This window comes from Promicromonospora sp. NPDC023987 (genome assembly GCF_040639055.1).
GTDB lineage: Bacteria > Actinomycetota > Actinomycetes > Actinomycetales > Cellulomonadaceae > Promicromonospora.
In genome coordinates this window covers 1-13,670 of sequence record NZ_JBEZZF010000104.1, presented here as the reverse complement: position 1 = coordinate 13,670, position 13,670 = coordinate 1, and the positions used below count along the sequence as shown (strand labels likewise).

General features: G+C 71.6%; 13 protein-coding genes. 4 read left to right on the top strand and 9 right to left on the bottom strand.

From position 1 onward, the window contains the following. Positions 1-89: 89 nt before the first annotated feature. Complete coding sequence (locus AB0F40_RS26015) at positions 90-941, bottom strand: hypothetical protein (RefSeq protein WP_357474827.1); 852 nt, start codon at positions 939-941, stop codon at positions 90-92. A gap of 22 nt (positions 942-963) precedes the next feature. Beyond that, on the bottom strand, positions 964-1,554 hold the full coding sequence (locus tag AB0F40_RS26010; protein WP_357474824.1) for an XRE family transcriptional regulator: 591 nt from the start codon (positions 1,552-1,554) through the stop codon (positions 964-966). 88 nt (positions 1,555-1,642) lie between these two features. Here AB0F40_RS26010 and AB0F40_RS26005 point away from each other — a divergent pair, with 88 nt between their 5' ends. Continuing rightward, positions 1,643-2,641, top strand: coding sequence for an NAD(P)/FAD-dependent oxidoreductase (locus tag AB0F40_RS26005; RefSeq protein ID WP_357474821.1), 999 nt, complete (start codon positions 1,643-1,645; stop codon positions 2,639-2,641). A 114-nt stretch (positions 2,642-2,755) separates the two neighbouring features. Here the strand turns inward: AB0F40_RS26005 and AB0F40_RS26000 are convergent, their stop codons facing one another. Then, positions 2,756-3,319: a hypothetical protein gene (locus tag AB0F40_RS26000; protein ID WP_357474818.1), complete on the bottom strand. Its 564-nt coding sequence runs from the start codon at positions 3,317-3,319 to the stop codon at positions 2,756-2,758. 107 nt (positions 3,320-3,426) lie between these two features. Further along, complete coding sequence (locus AB0F40_RS25995; protein WP_357474815.1) at positions 3,427-4,113, bottom strand: SDR family NAD(P)-dependent oxidoreductase; 687 nt, start codon at positions 4,111-4,113, stop codon at positions 3,427-3,429. A gap of 92 nt (positions 4,114-4,205) precedes the next feature. Between AB0F40_RS25995 and AB0F40_RS25990 the strand changes: the two genes are divergently transcribed. Then, positions 4,206-5,144 (top strand): helix-turn-helix transcriptional regulator, encoded by a 939-nt coding sequence (locus AB0F40_RS25990; protein ID WP_357474812.1) that lies wholly within the window; start codon positions 4,206-4,208, stop codon positions 5,142-5,144. Here the strand turns inward: AB0F40_RS25990 and AB0F40_RS25985 are convergent. Then, positions 5,141-6,163, bottom strand: coding sequence for an aldehyde reductase (locus AB0F40_RS25985; protein ID WP_357474809.1), 1,023 nt, complete (start codon positions 6,161-6,163; stop codon positions 5,141-5,143). The genes AB0F40_RS25990 and AB0F40_RS25985 overlap by 4 nt on opposite strands. A gap of 54 nt (positions 6,164-6,217) precedes the next feature. Between AB0F40_RS25985 and AB0F40_RS25980 the strand changes: the two genes are divergently transcribed. Then, positions 6,218-6,886 (top strand): TetR/AcrR family transcriptional regulator, encoded by a 669-nt coding sequence (locus AB0F40_RS25980; RefSeq protein ID WP_357474806.1) that lies wholly within the window; start codon positions 6,218-6,220, stop codon positions 6,884-6,886. A 117-nt stretch (positions 6,887-7,003) separates the two neighbouring features. Here AB0F40_RS25980 and AB0F40_RS25975 read toward each other — a convergent pair whose 3' ends face one another. Genes AB0F40_RS25975 through AB0F40_RS25960 form a run of 4 tightly spaced genes read right to left on the bottom strand, consistent with a single transcriptional unit; the run spans position 7,004 to position 12,372 of the window. Next, positions 7,004-9,136, bottom strand: a complete 2,133-nt coding sequence (locus AB0F40_RS25975) for a glycoside hydrolase family 2 TIM barrel-domain containing protein (RefSeq protein WP_357474803.1) — start codon at positions 9,134-9,136, stop codon at positions 7,004-7,006. A gap of 26 nt (positions 9,137-9,162) precedes the next feature. Next, positions 9,163-10,056, bottom strand: coding sequence for a carbohydrate ABC transporter permease (locus AB0F40_RS25970; RefSeq protein ID WP_357474800.1), 894 nt, complete (start codon positions 10,054-10,056; stop codon positions 9,163-9,165). 1 nt (position 10,057) lies between these two features. Next, complete coding sequence (locus AB0F40_RS25965; protein ID WP_357474796.1) at positions 10,058-10,981, bottom strand: sugar ABC transporter permease; 924 nt, start codon at positions 10,979-10,981, stop codon at positions 10,058-10,060. Next, the gene (locus AB0F40_RS25960) at positions 10,978-12,372 is read right to left on the bottom strand and encodes an extracellular solute-binding protein (RefSeq protein WP_357474793.1); all 1,395 of its coding nucleotides are present in this window, start codon (positions 12,370-12,372) and stop codon (positions 10,978-10,980) included. The genes AB0F40_RS25965 and AB0F40_RS25960 overlap by 4 nt, the downstream gene beginning before the upstream one ends. Positions 12,373-12,496: 124 nt before the next feature. On the opposite strand from AB0F40_RS25960, the gene AB0F40_RS25955 reads away from it, so the two are divergent. Then, complete coding sequence (locus AB0F40_RS25955) at positions 12,497-13,513, top strand: LacI family DNA-binding transcriptional regulator (RefSeq protein WP_357474790.1); 1,017 nt, start codon at positions 12,497-12,499, stop codon at positions 13,511-13,513. Positions 13,514-13,670 lie beyond the last annotated feature (157 nt).

Below are 13,670 nucleotides of genomic sequence, written 5' to 3'. Positions count from 1 at the left end.
GTGTTCGAGCGCGATGGTGAGCAGCGCGACGGCCCCTTCCGCCTGCCCGACGACGAGGGGCCCTGACACGCCGTACCAGGTACGCCGGGTCAGGGCCGCAGGCCCCTGCTCTCCGGCGAGGTGTGCGTCGCCGCCCGCCAGGCGTCGGCGAGCGCGGCGACCGACGGCCAGCGCGCGCCGCGCTCCGGCTGCGTGGCCCGGGCGGCGACGGCGAACTGTGCGTCGGACCCTGCCCAGGTCGCTCGGGACTTCGTCTCGTCGTCGCCCAGGAACGTGTGCGCGAGCGCCCCGAGCGCGAAGACGTTCGTGACCTCGTCGATCGGCGCACCGAGCCGGTACTCCTCGGGCGACATGAACCGGGTCGACCCCCACATCCGGCCCATCCGGTTGACCACCGGCCCGCGCTCGTAGAGGTCGAGGTCGCACAGGGTGACCCGGCCGCCGTCGGCGTCGAGCAGCACGGAACTGTCGTACAGGTCGACGGCCACCCACCCGTGCGCCGCGGCGTGCACGTGGAAGTCGAGGACCTGCTGGACGGCGTCGGCGCGGGCCTCGAGAGGGAGGGACCGCACGACGTGCGACCGCTCGTACTGCCTGCCGACGGGCGTCGCGTCGGTCCAGTCGAGCACGAGGGCGTGCCCGGCGCCGACGTCGACGGCCTCCCGCAATCTCACGAGGGACGGATGGGCGAGCGCCCGGTAGACCTCGGCCGACCGGCGCAGGCGCGCGACCGCGGTCTCGCCGACGCCGTCGTACCGCGCCGTCGGCGCACCCGCGTACTTGACGAACACCCGGCCCGCCGGGCCGTCGACGCCCAGGCAGAGGTTGCCCGAGTCCTGCTGGTCGAGCACGGCGAACACCCGGCCCCAGCGGGCAGTGAACGACAGGTCGTGCGGCGTGCGGAGGCGCACCGGCAGCCCGTCCACCTCGGTCTGGATCACGCGCCGGAGCGTAACAACCGGCTCAGTCCGGACGACCAGCTTTTTCCGTGTCCTGACCGCGCTGGTGGCCGCGGCGGGCGTCGCGGTCGAAGATGCCGATGATCTCGCACGGCCCGCCCTCCGCGCCGATCGCGTGCGGGAGCATCGTGGGGAACTCCGCCGCCTGGTTGGTCTCGATCCGGAAGCGCCGGTTGCCCAGGAGCAGGGTCGCGGTACCGGAGATGACGACCAGCCATTCACGGCCGGGATGCGCGCGCAGTCGTGACGGGCTGTCGGGCGCCGGGCTGGTCATGCGCTGCCGCACCACGCTCATACCCGGTTCGGCCTTGATGGGCCAGCGCATCCCCCCTTGCGGCCCCTCGATCGTGGGGTTGGTGACGACGTCGTCGGTGGCCGTCTCGACCAGCTGGTCCAGCGACGTGTCCAGGGCGCGCGCCAGGACGACGAGCTGGTCCAGCGCCAGCCGGCGCTGACCGTTCTCGATGCGGCTGAGCGTGGACTGACTGACCCGGGCACGGGTCGCCAGCTCCTCCAGGGACCAGCCCTGCGCCACGCGCAGAGCGCGGATCCGTTTGCGTACCAGGCTGTCCAGCTCGCCATCTTCTTGCGTCATGAGCAACATGCTATGCCCTGACCGCAATTTGCAGCTAGCGTCGGTCGGGTGCGGCCTCAACCCGGGCCTGCGACAGAAAGGACACACCATGCCTACGACCAGTTCCGCGCCCACCACCGGCGAGCTGCCCACCACCCTCGACGCCGTGGTGATCGGCGGTGGCGCCGCCGGGCTGAACGGCGCCATGATGCTGGCCCGGTCCCGCCGCTCGGTGGTCGTTATCGACAGCGGCACCCCGCGCAACGCGCCCGCCGAGGGCGTGCACGGGCTGCTCGGCCTGGACGGCACTCCCCCGGCCGAGCTGCTGGAGCGGGGCCGGGCCGAGGTCCGTCGCTACGGCGGCACGATCCGGACCGGCGAGGTCGTCAAGGCCGCCGCGGCGGACCCGTCAGCCGACGGCGATCCGCGCTTCACCGTCACCCTGGCCGACGGCGCCACGCTGCACGCGCGCCGGCTCCTAGTCGCCACCGGCCTGCGGGACGTCCTGCCTGACGTCCCCGGCCTGGCCGAGCACTGGGGGCACAGCGTGGTGCACTGCCCCTACTGCCACGGCTGGGAGGTGCGCGACGAGCCGATCGGCGTGCTGGCCGTCGGCCCTGCGTCGATCCACCACGCGCTGCTGTTCCGTCAGCTGTCCGAGGACCTGGTCTACTTCGCCCGCGGCATCGCGCTCGACGACGACACCCGGGCGAGCTTCGCCGCGCGCGGCATCCGCGTCGTCGACACACCCGTCGACCGGGTGGAGGCGGCCGACGACGGCGGGATCGCGGGCGTGCGGCTCGCGGACGGGCGGCTCGTGACCCGGAGCGTGCTCGCGGTGGCCACCACCATGCTCGCTCGGGTCGACGGCCTGGAGGACCTGGGGCTACCGATCCAGGACCTGCCGAACGGGATGGGTCGCCACGTCGTCACCGGCATGGCCGGGACCACCGACGTCCCGGGCGTGTGGGTGGCCGGGAACGCGACCGACCTGTCCGCTCAGGTCGGCGCGTCCGCCGCCGCGGGCGCTATGGCCGGTGCCCACCTGAATGGCGACCTGGTCGCGGCCGACACCCGGGCGGCCCTGGCACGAGCGAGCAGCACGTGAGCGCACCCGACCGCGCCGAGGTAGCGGCACCGTAGCCCGGAACGACACAAGCCGGTGGGCCCCACAGAATCCTGTGCGGGCCCACCGGCTGGGTCGAGACGTCCTCCACGACGGTCAGTCGCAGGCGTCGCACCGACCGGTCGCGGGCAGCTGCATGTAGCAGCTCGGGCAGCTCGCCGGGGCGGCGTCGGGCGCGTGCGCGAAGGAGTTGGTCTGGGTTCCCGAGAACCCCGCCATCAGGACGCGCTTGTACCCGCCGCCGTCCTGGTGGACGTCGACGAAGCCCTTGTTGAAGTAGGCGGTCACCTCATGCCCCGCGCCGGGCGACACCGCGACGTACGAGCGCGACGACGGGATCCAGATCCGGCTCTTGTCGAGCCCCTCGGCGATCTCGCGCATGGCCGGCCGGTGCGCCAGCGGGATCGGCAGCGCCTCGAGCGCGGCCTCGAAGCTGTCGAAGTCATCGGGGCCCGCGCCGGCGAGCGCCACGAGGCACGTCTTGCACACCTTGAACTTCTGCCGGTCGAGCTCGGTCGCGGGCTGCAGGGAAGCCAGGCGGTCCGCGGTCAGGTGCGTGCAGTTCCTGCCGTGCAGGACCTTGCCGTAGGGGACCCGGAAGAGTAGCTCTACCGGGATCTCTGCTCCTGCCACCGCAGGGGTCTCGCTGGACGTAGTCACCTACCCAGTATCGCTGCTGAAAGCGGCCTGTGGGGCCGCCTGGCGGAAATGATCGGCCGTCAGACCCGGACGAACCGGCAAAACTGCCCCTGAGCCGCCTCTCCGGACTACCAGGGCAGCGGGCCGTTCTCATCCTGGAGCGTTCCCGTCGGGCCGTCGATCCCGAGCGTCGCCAGCCGCACGACGGTCCGCGCGCTCTCCTCGACCGGCCTGCCGATGCCGAAAGCGGCGGTCATGTCCGTGGCGGTGGGCCCGGGCTCCAGGGCGTTGAACTTGATGTCCGGCTGGGACTTCGCGTACTGCACGGTCAGCATCGTGGCCGCCGCCTTGGACGCGGCGTAGAGCGCGAGCGGCATGCCGAACTCGGACCGGTCCGGATTGGTCACCGCCCAGAACGAGCCCATGCTGCTGGAGACGGTCACCACGACTGCATTCGGGGACCTGTGCAGCAAGGGCAGCGCCGCCTCCGTGACGCGCACCAGGCCCACCGCGTTGGTGTCGAACGCACGCAGCGCCGCCGGACCGTCCACGGGCCCGTCCGCCAGGATCCCGGCGTTGTGCACAAGGACGTCGAGCACCCCTTCGGCCTCCTCGATGGTCGCCAGCGCGCTGCTGACCGAGGCGTCGTCGGTCACGTCGAGCTGGACGAACCGCGCGCCGAGGGTGGCGGCGGCCTTCTCACCCCGCTCGGTGTCCCGCGCCCCGATGTAGACGGTGTGGCCAAGCTCCAGGAGCTGGCGGGCGGTCTCGTACCCGATGCCCTTGTTGGCGCCGGTGATCAGCGTGATGGTCATGAGTGTCCCTTCGAAATATGCGACCCGTGCGGGCCGTTGAGAACGCTATGGACCGCCACCTCGCGCAGCCAGAGTCCCCTCTAGCCCGGGGTGTGGCAGGACCCCCTCTCACGGGTGCACACGGGCCGGGCGGTTCGCGGCCGTCTCCGGGGCGTGAGACGCCGAACGCACTCGGCGCGTTCCTGCGCGCCCGGCGCGAGCTGGTCACCCCTCAGCAGGCGGGGATCCCTGCTGCGGGCAGGCGACGCGTGCCCGGCCTGCGCCGGGAGGAGGTCGCGATGCTGGCCGGCATCAGCGCCGACTACTACCTGCGGCTGGAGCGGGGCCGGGACCGCAACCCGTCCGTACAGGTCCTCGAGTCGATCGCACGCGTCCTGCGGCTCGACGACGCCCATCTCGCCCACCTGCTCTCGCTGGTCGCCGAGACACCCCGGCCGCACCGGAACCGGCCGGACGTACAGGAGGCGCCGTCCGGTGCGCTCAAGCTTCTCGGCTCCCTTGCCCAGCCCGCATTCATCGAGGACCGATACTTCGACATCCGGGCGTCGAACGCGCTGGCCAGGGCACTGGACCCCCGCCTGGCCGTCGGGGGCAACCAGCTGCGGGACATGTTCCTGGACCCGGCCGAGCAGGCCCTGTACCCGGACTGGAGGGACCATACGGAGTGCTTCGTCGCCAACCTGCGGCAGGCGGTCGGCAACGACATCGACGACCCGCGCTTCGTCGACCTGGTCGACGAGCTCTCCCGGGCGACCTCCCGGTTCCGGCGGCTCTGGGCGCGCCACGAGGTACGCGGGCAGCGCGGCACGCCGATGCGCCTCGACCACCCGCAGATCGGAGAGGTGACGCTCAACCGCGAACGGCTGAGCATCAGCGGCGCCGAAGGGCTGATGCTCGTCGTGCTCCACCCGGACGCTTCGTCCAGCGACGCCGAGAAGCTGGCCGTCCTGGCTTCCGCTGACCTTCCCACCTCGCGCTCGAGGCCGGCCGGCAGCGTCCGGAAGGAACGCGACGCGACGCAGCCCGGTTAGGAGCGTGACCGCACGACGCCGAGCTCGATGAGGCTGCGGCCGGTGTCGGCAACGGTCTCCTCCACGGGACGCATGGTCCAGCCCAGCTCGCGGCGTGCCTTGTCCGAGCTGGCCAGCTCAGCGCTCCCGACGAAGTCGAGGCCGAGCCGCACCTCACGGTCGAACCGGCCGGCGGCCCACAGCATCCAGTACGGCATCCGCCGCGTGGGCACGCGGTAGCCCTGCGGCCCGAACTCCTCGCTGAGCATCCGGGCGATGTCGCCGAACCACACGTTCTCGCCCGCGCAGACGTACCGGTTGCCCGCTGCGCCGGGCGCCTCGACCGCCACCACGTGCGCCCTCGCCACGTCCCGCACGTCGACCGGCGCGAAGCCGAGCTGCGGGACCGCCGGGAGCTCACGGTTCAGGAGCCGGCGCACCAGGGCCACCGACGTCCGTGCCGCGGCATGCTGCAGCGGCCCGAGCACGAGGCCCGGGTTGATCACCACCAGCTCGAGCTCGGGATGGTCCGTCACGAAGTCCCATGCGGCCCGTTCCGCGAGGATCTTGCTCTTCGCGTAGGGAGCGGACCGGTCCAGGTCACCCCAGTCCTCCTCGCTCCGACTGCGCTCCCCGTCACGCGGTCTGCCGGAGCTGACGGCGCTGAGCGACGACGTCATGACGACCCGCCGCACCCCGGCCCGGACGCTCGCGCTCAGGACGCGCAGTGTCCCGTCGACCGCGGGCCGGATGAGGTCCGCCTCGTCGCGCGGGGGCGCCGCCGGGAACGGTGAGGCGATGTGCAGCACGTACTCCTGCCCTGCGACAGCCGCCTCCCACCCGGTGTCCTCGGACAGGTCGGCCTCGACCAGCTCGAGGCTCCCGTCGAGCGAGTCCGCGATCCGGCGCAGATGTGCCGTCCGAGCCGGGTCACGTAGCGAGCGCACCGTCCCGCGCACGTCGTGACCTCCCTTGATCAGCTCCTCGATCGCGTGCCCTGCGATGAACCCGGTAGCACCGGTGACAAGTACCCTCGACATCGCGTCTCCAGTCTGAGCAGTGTTTAGATTATGAGCACCGTATAGATTGCGCGAATGGAGGTCAACACAGGGCGCAAGCGCGAGACGTACCACCACGGTTCACTTCGGGACGAGCTGGTCGAGGCGTGTGTACGGCTCATCGAGACCGAGGGCATCGGGGCGGTGAGCCTCCGGCGTGTCGCCCGCGAGGCGGGAGTCAGCCCAGGAGCGCCGTACCACCACTTCCCCGACCGGGCCGCGCTGCTCTCCGCCATCGCAGCCCGGGGTTTCGGGCTGCTCACCCAGGATCTCCTGGCCGCGGTCGGCACGTCACCGGGCGGGCCGAGTTCACCCGGGGTGGCCGGTGCTTCAGGCGCCGACGACGTCTCGCGCGCCGTCGCCGCCTATGTCGCCTTCGCCCGGCGGCGGCCGGGCCACTTCCAGGTCATGTTCCGCCCGGAGCTGTCCGAGCCGGAGAAGCACCCGGACCTCCGGGAGGCCGGCGACGGTGCGCTCGACGTCCTCACGGACCTGGTCGGCCGGCTCGGCGTCGCGGACCCGCACGCCATGGGCATCACGCTCTGGGCCCTGGGCCACGGCCTCGCGTCGCTGACGCTCGACGGTCCGCTGGAACAGAAGGCCGCGACCTGGGGAACAACGTCTGACGACCTGCTCGCCCGCGCGATCGGCCAGATCGGCCGATCGCTCGGTGTCACCCCGGAGCGCGACACCGCTGCGCCGTAGAACCAGCCCGGAGGGTAGCCGAGCGGCTCGGCCATCTCGCCGGTCACCGAACCGCAACCTGTCGGTGTGTCAGCGCGACGGACCAGCAGCTTGCGGTTCGGCACGGCCGCCGTCGCCTCACTCCCAGCGCACACCGCGGCGGTTGGGCTCCTCGATCGGCGCGGCGTCGACGAAGGTGCGCGCCCGCACCACGCCGCCGTCGTCGGTGAGCCAGAGGTGGAGGCGGGCGGACGGCACCGGCCCGGGCGGCGGCACGGTGACGCGGACGGCGGGGCTGAGCTCGAACGGCTTGGCCTCGACGGTCTCCGACCTGACGCCGAGCGGCTCACCGGCGTCGTCGAACGGGGTGCCCGCAGGCACCCAGGCGGCCCGGACCTGGCCGCTCACCACGGCCGGGCCATGGTGCGACACGTGCACGTCGAGGCCGAGATCGGCTTCCGGGACCGCGAGGTCGGCGCCCGCTGCGGCGGGAACCAGGTCGACGACGAGGACCGTCTCGGCGTTCACGTCGCGCGGGTCGAGGCCGCCGCGGTCCTTGGGCCGGCGGTCCGCGTCCAGCAGTCCGGCCATCTCGTGCTCGACGTCGGCCAGCTCGGTGTAGACGTACCCGGCGAAGCGGTCGTGCCTGCGCAGCTCCTGCGTCTGCCAGCGCAGGTGCCACGCGCGCTCGAGACTGGTGAACCCGGCCCCGTACTCGCTGTTCAGGATCGGGACGCCGGTGCGCGGGTGGTCCGCCGCCCCGTACAGCGACTTCTTGGCCACGAAGTCCGGGGCGAGCCGGACCGGAAAGTCTTCCCCCGTGCCGTCGGCCAGGCCTGCGACGTTGGCGGCCCACGCGGCCGGGTCCTCGTCGTAGTAGTGCCAGTCGACCAGGTCCGTCCGGACGTGCGCCCACCCCGAGTTCTCGACGATCGGCCGCGAGTCGTCCAGGGCCCGGAGCACGTCGTAGGCGCGCTCGGCCGCCGCCGCGCGGGCCGCGCTGCCTGGGATGTCCCAGTCCAGGCCCCACTCCTCGTTGTACAGGCCCCAGACCACGATGCTCGGGTGGTTCCCGTCGCGCTCGACCATGGGGCGGAGCTGCGCCTCGAACGATGCGGCGGCGTGGGCGCTGAACCGGCTGGGGGCCGGTGGCTCGGCCCAGACCAGCATGCCCGTGCGGTCGGCGTGGTGCAGCCAGCGTGGGTCCTCCAGCTTGAGGTGCTTGCGGACCAGGTTGTAGCCGAGGTCCCGCGCGTGGCGCAGGTCGGCGAGCAGGGTCCCGACGTCGGGGGCGGTGAGCCCGGACTCGGGCCAGTACCCCTGGTCGAGCACGCCACGGAGGTAGACGCGCTCGTCGTTCAGGTACAGGTGCTCGCCACGCCGGTCGAGCCGGCGCAGCCCACCGGTGACGGCCACCCGGTCGGGCTCGGCCGCTGCCCCGCCGTCGGCGGAGCTCGAACCGCCGCCTGCGGTGCTCGCGCCGCCGTCGGCCGACCGGGAGGTCACCGTCAGGACGTACAGGTGCGGGTCGGCGGGACCCCACAGCCTCGGCTCGGCGAGCTCCACGCGGCCAGACGCCGCGCCGGTGCCGTCGGCGACGAGCTCGATCCGCTCCCGCGCGTCCGAGCCCGAGGTGACCTCGACGGTCACCACGGCGCCCGCCGGTGCGTCGCCCGCGACGTCCACCGTGACGTCGAACCCGGTCAGCGAGTCGCCCCGCAGGACGACCCTTGACGCGTACGTGCGGCCGCGCGCCTCGAGCCAGACCGGCTGCCAGATGCCCGAGGTGGGCGTGAAGGAGACGCCGTCGTAGTCGTCGCGCGGGATCGAGCGCTGCTTGCCGTGCGGGATGGACCGCTTGTCGGCGGGCGCCTCCACCTCGACCTCCAGCGTGCCGGTCGCGCCAGGTGCCAGCACGCCGTCGAGGTCCACCTCGAACGCGGTGTAACCGCCGACGTGCTCGGCCACGACCACGCCGTCGACCCGTACGACGGCGCGGTGGTGCACCGCGCCGAAGCAGAGCACCGGACGCGCCCCCGCCCACTCGGCCGGGACGGTGATCCGGCGGCGGTACGTGGCGCGCTCCAGCCACGTGCGCCCGACGCCGGACGCGACGGTCTCCCAGGCGAACGGGACGGTGACCGGCACCGTCCCGCCGGGGATGTCGAGGTCCCAGGTGCCGTCCAGGCTGGTCCAGCGGTCGGACCGGTCACGGTCGGGGCGGGGATAGACGGGGTCGGGGTGCACAGCGCGTTCGAGGGCCGAGTTCATGTGTGAGCCTTTCGGGAGTGCGGGCGTCAGCCCTTGACGCTTCCGGCGAGGATGCCGTTGATGAAGTGCCGCTGGAGCGCGACGAAGACGAGCAGGAGCGGGACGAGGGCGATCGACGCGGCCGCGAGCAGCTCGCCGGTCACCGTCGCGTAGTCGGCCCCGATGCGGTTGCCGGTGATGTTCTGGGCCAGCGTCGACAGGACCACCTGCAGCGTGGCCATCCGTTCCGAGCTCGCCACCACCACCGGCCAGACGAAGTCGTTGTAGATGTTCATGACGGTCAGGACCGCCAGGCCGGCCAGCGCCGGCCGGATCACGGGCAGCACGATCCGCGTGAAGATGCCGAACTCCCCCGCCCCGTCGACGCGGGCCGCGTCGAGCAGCTCGTCCGGCACGTCGGCGATCACCTGCCGCATCCAGAAGATGGCGAAGGCGTCGACGGCGCCCGGCAGCACGAGCGCCTGATAGGTGTTCACCCAGCCCAGCGCCTTCATCTCCAGGAGCAGCGGGATGATGAGCACGATCGTGGGCAGCATCAGGGTGATCAGCACCATGCCGAACAACAGGTCGCGGCCGGGGAACCGGTACTTGGCGAAGGCGTAGGCCGCCAGCGGGGCGAAGAAGATCGTGATGGCCCCCTTGGCCACCAGCACGACGGCGGTGTTGAGGAAGCCCTGGCCGATCGGTACGTCGGCGAACATCCGCCGGTAGTTGTCGAGGGTCAGCGCCGTCAGGTCCAGGCCGAGCGGATCGCTGATGATCTGCGTGGCCGGCTTGAACGCCGAGATCAGCGCCCAGGCGACCGGGGCGAGGAACGCGAGCGCGAGCAGCAGCAGGAACGCCTGCGAGCCGAGGGCGGTGGGCAGCGCCCTGGTGGTGGCCGCCCGGATCCGGGCGGGGCGTGCGGTGCGCGTGGTCATGTCAGTCCTCCGTCCGCAGGAGCCGGACGAACACCAGCGAGAGCCCCATGACCACGATGACGAGCAGGAACGAGTTCGCCGCCCCCGTGCCGAGGTCGCCCCGGGTGATGTGCTCGTACAGGTGCAGGCCGGCTGTCGTCGTCGAGTTGTACGGCCCGCCGTCGGTCACCACGAACGGTTCAGCGAACATCTGGAACACGGCCAGCGTCTGCAGCACCACCGAGAACATCAGGGTGCGCCGCGCCAGCGGCACGGTGATGCTGCGGAGCTGGCGCGAGCGGGACGCGCCGTCGATCGAGGCGGCCTCGTAGACGCTCGCGTCGATGGACTGCAGCCCGGACAGCAGGATGATGACGATGAATCCGGTCGTCTTCCACAGGAACAGCAGCGCCAGCGTGGGCTTGGCGAACTCGCTGGTGGTGAGCCAGCCGACGTCGGGCAGACCGACGAGGTTCAGCAGCCCGTTGACCGCCCCGTAGTTCTGGTCGAAGACCACCACCCAGATCTGCGCGACGGCGACCAGCGGTGTCACGAAGGGCACCAGGAACGCGATCCGGTAGAACGAGCGCATGCGGAGCTTCGCGTTGTTCAGGAGCACCGCGACCAGCAGCCCGACCACCACCTGGACCGGGACGATCATCAGCCAGAGCATCGCGGAGTTGCCCAGCGAGCCCCAGAACATCTCGTTGCCGAGCAGGTAGGCGTAGTTGTCCCAGCCGACCCACTGCGCCGCGCCCGAGCCGCGCCAGTCGGTGAAGCTCAGGCGGAGCGTGAACAGCATCGGGTAGACGCTGAACGCCACGAACATGGCCACGAACGGCAGCACGAACAGGTAGGGCGCTACCTTGCGGGGCAGCCAGGGCCGCAGCACGGAGCGACCCGCGCCGTGGCCCCGGCTGCGCTCGGCGGCGACGAGCACGCTCACTGGCGGTCGACGAGGTTCGTCTGGATGTCGGCGGTGGACTGCTCGATGACCTCGTCGGGGGTCAGGTCGCCGTCGTACATCCGCTGGACGTTCGTGCCGAGATAGTCGACGGCGCCGGTCCACCACGTCGGGGCAGGCGCGCCGCCGGGGATCTCCTCGCCGGCCTCGACCGCCGTCGTCCACAGGTCCTGCCCGCCCAGGCCTTCGACCGGGCCGAACAGCGGGTCCGCCGGGTCGGCCGCCGGCGCGTAGGCCGGGATCGACGTGGCCAGGCCGTTCGGGTAGGTGTCGTTCTCGCCCCACACGGCCCGGTAGCCGTCCTCGTGGAACATGAGGAACTCGTAGAACAGCCACGCGAGGTCGGCGTTCTCGCCGTCCTTCGGCAGCACGAACGACGATCCACCCATGGCGCCGGAGCGGGCTCCGCCGTCCTCCCACGCGGGTAGCGGCATGGCGCGCCAGTCACCGCTGGTCTCGGTGAGCTGCTGCTCGGGGGCGAAGCTGAACCAGATGGCCCACGGGTAGAAGACCTGGTCACCGGACTCGAGCGCGCCGACGTCGCTGGGCGACAGGTACTCGGCGCGGGTACCGAGCCCCTCCTGGTTCACCGTGTCGAGCCAGCCGAGCACCTGGCGGTACTCGTCCGAGTCGAGGCGGAGCTCGCCGTTCTCGTCGGCGATGCTGGTGCCGAGCTGGCCCGCGTACATCTCCAGCTGGAGCTGGCCGAGGAACGCGCTCTGCTCGAGGTGGATCGGCTTCGAGCCGGGGACCGCCTCCTGGTAGTCGCGGGCCGCCTCCAGCAGGTCGTCGTAGGTCTCGATCTGCGTGGCGTCGACGCCGGCTTCGGTGAGCGCCTTCTCGTTGTAGAAGAGGAGCCCGGGGTCCAGGTCGAACGGCACGCCGTGGATGGCGCCGTCGAGCGAGTTCACGTCGATCTTCTGCGGCGCGATGTCCGCCGTGTACGGCTCCAGCACGTCGCTCAGATCCCACAGGTAGTCGGAGAAGCCGGCCACCTTGGCGTCGTCGAGGAAGACGCCGTCGGGCACGTCGGTCCCGGTGATCAGGGTGTTCTGCAGCTTGGCGTCGATGTCGACCGCCTCGTGGTGCACGACGACGTCCGGGTAGACCTCGTTGAAGTCGTCGATCACGGCGTCGAAGACGTTGAACAGGTCGCCGGAGCGGTCCCAGATGGTGATCTCGCCCTGGGGCGATTCTTCGGTCGGCGCCTGGAGCCGGTCCGCGGACGCGGCCTCTGCGCCTCCGGGTTCGCCGCTGGTGATGGACGGGCCGCAGGCAGCCAGCGCGATCGCCAGGGTCAGGGCACCGGCGGCTGACGCAGCGGTACGGCGGGAGGCGCCGCCCGTCGTTCGGGTGTTCTGGTTCGGGTGCATGAGCACTCCCTTGTGCATGCGCGGCGCATGTCGCGGCGCGACGTTTTCAACGTGTGCAAACTAGCGCTGCTTTGCGCACGTTGCAAGGCCTATCCTTGGTCCACACAGGATGAAAGGGGATCGCGTGCCGATCACACTCCGCGATGTCGCAGAGAAAGCCCAGGTCTCGGTACGTACCGTGTCGAACGTCGTCGCCGGCTACACGCACGTCAGCGCACGGACCCGGGAGCGCGTCCAGTCCGCGATCGAAGAGCTCGACTACCGGCCCAACCTCGTGGCACGCACCCTGCGCACGGGCCGCACCGGTGTGCTCGCGCTCGTGGTCCCCGAGATCGACGTGCCGTACTTCGCGGAGCTCGCGCGCGAGGTGATCGACGCAGCGGCCGAGCTCGGCTACCGCGTCATGGTCGACCAGACCGGGCACGACCACGAGCGCGAACGCCGGCTGCTGACCGGCGCGGACCGCACCATGCTGTTCGACGGCGTCCTGTTCAGTCCGCTGGTCACGCCCGGCGAGCTGGCCGAGATGGAGCCCAGCCGGTCGATGCCGCTCGTGCTGCTCGGGGAGCACGACTTCGACGGCCGCTACGACCACGTCGCCATCGACAACGTGCAGGCCGCCCACGACGCCACCGCCCACCTGATCGCCCGCGGCCGAACCCGCATCGCCGCGATCGGCGCGCAGCCCGACGAGGACTACACCACCCCGCGCCAGCGCACCCTGGGCTACGAGCGCGCACTGCACGAGGCGGGCCTGGTGCCGGACCGCGAGCTGCTGCGGCCGGCGGCGCACTACCGGCGCGCGGACGGGTACGACGCCGCGTCCGCGCTGCTCGCCCTCCCTCAGCCGCCCGACGCGATCTTCTGCTACTCCGACCTGCTCGCCATGGGTGCCATGCGCGCCGTCTTCGACGCCGGGCGTCGCGTGCCCGACGACGTCGCCGTGATCGGCATCGACGACATCGAAGAGGGCCAGTACACCCATCCGAGCCTGTCCACGGTCTCGCTCGACACGCCGTTCATCGCACGGCAGGCGGTGGGCCGGATCGCCGAGCGGATCGGCGATCCTGACACACCGGCGATCGAGGTCACGGCGCCGCACACCCTGGTCGAGCGCGAGAGCACCGCGGCGTCTGGCTAGGACGGTGGCTGCTCGGCGGCTGGCGGCCGCGGCGGGTCGGCAGCTTTGTCTCGCGAGGTCGGCAGCCTCCTGCGAGGTCGGCACCCTCCTGCGAGGTCGGCACTTTGCATAGATATAGTCCCAGTCCTGGTACCACCACGATTCAAAAAGGCGCACT

Bases quoted from the DNA above. Each gene is read 5' to 3' on its own strand.
- AB0F40_RS26010 (WP_357474824.1), bottom strand. From the start codon at position 1,554: ATGACGCAAGAAGATGGCGAGCTGGACAGCCTGGTACGCAAACGGATC.
- AB0F40_RS26005 (WP_357474821.1), top strand. From the start codon at position 1,643: ATGCCTACGACCAGTTCCGCGCCCACCACCGGCGAGCTGCCCACCACC.
- AB0F40_RS25995 (WP_357474815.1), bottom strand. From the start codon at position 4,113: ATGACCATCACGCTGATCACCGGCGCCAACAAGGGCATCGGGTACGAG.
- AB0F40_RS25985 (WP_357474809.1), bottom strand. From the start codon at position 6,163: ATGTCGAGGGTACTTGTCACCGGTGCTACCGGGTTCATCGCAGGGCAC.
- AB0F40_RS25980 (WP_357474806.1), top strand. From the start codon at position 6,218: ATGGAGGTCAACACAGGGCGCAAGCGCGAGACGTACCACCACGGTTCA.
- AB0F40_RS25975 (WP_357474803.1), bottom strand. From the start codon at position 9,136: ATGAACTCGGCCCTCGAACGCGCTGTGCACCCCGACCCCGTCTATCCC.
- AB0F40_RS25970 (WP_357474800.1), bottom strand. From the start codon at position 10,056: ATGACCACGCGCACCGCACGCCCCGCCCGGATCCGGGCGGCCACCACC.
- AB0F40_RS25960 (WP_357474793.1), bottom strand. From the start codon at position 12,372: ATGCACCCGAACCAGAACACCCGAACGACGGGCGGCGCCTCCCGCCGT.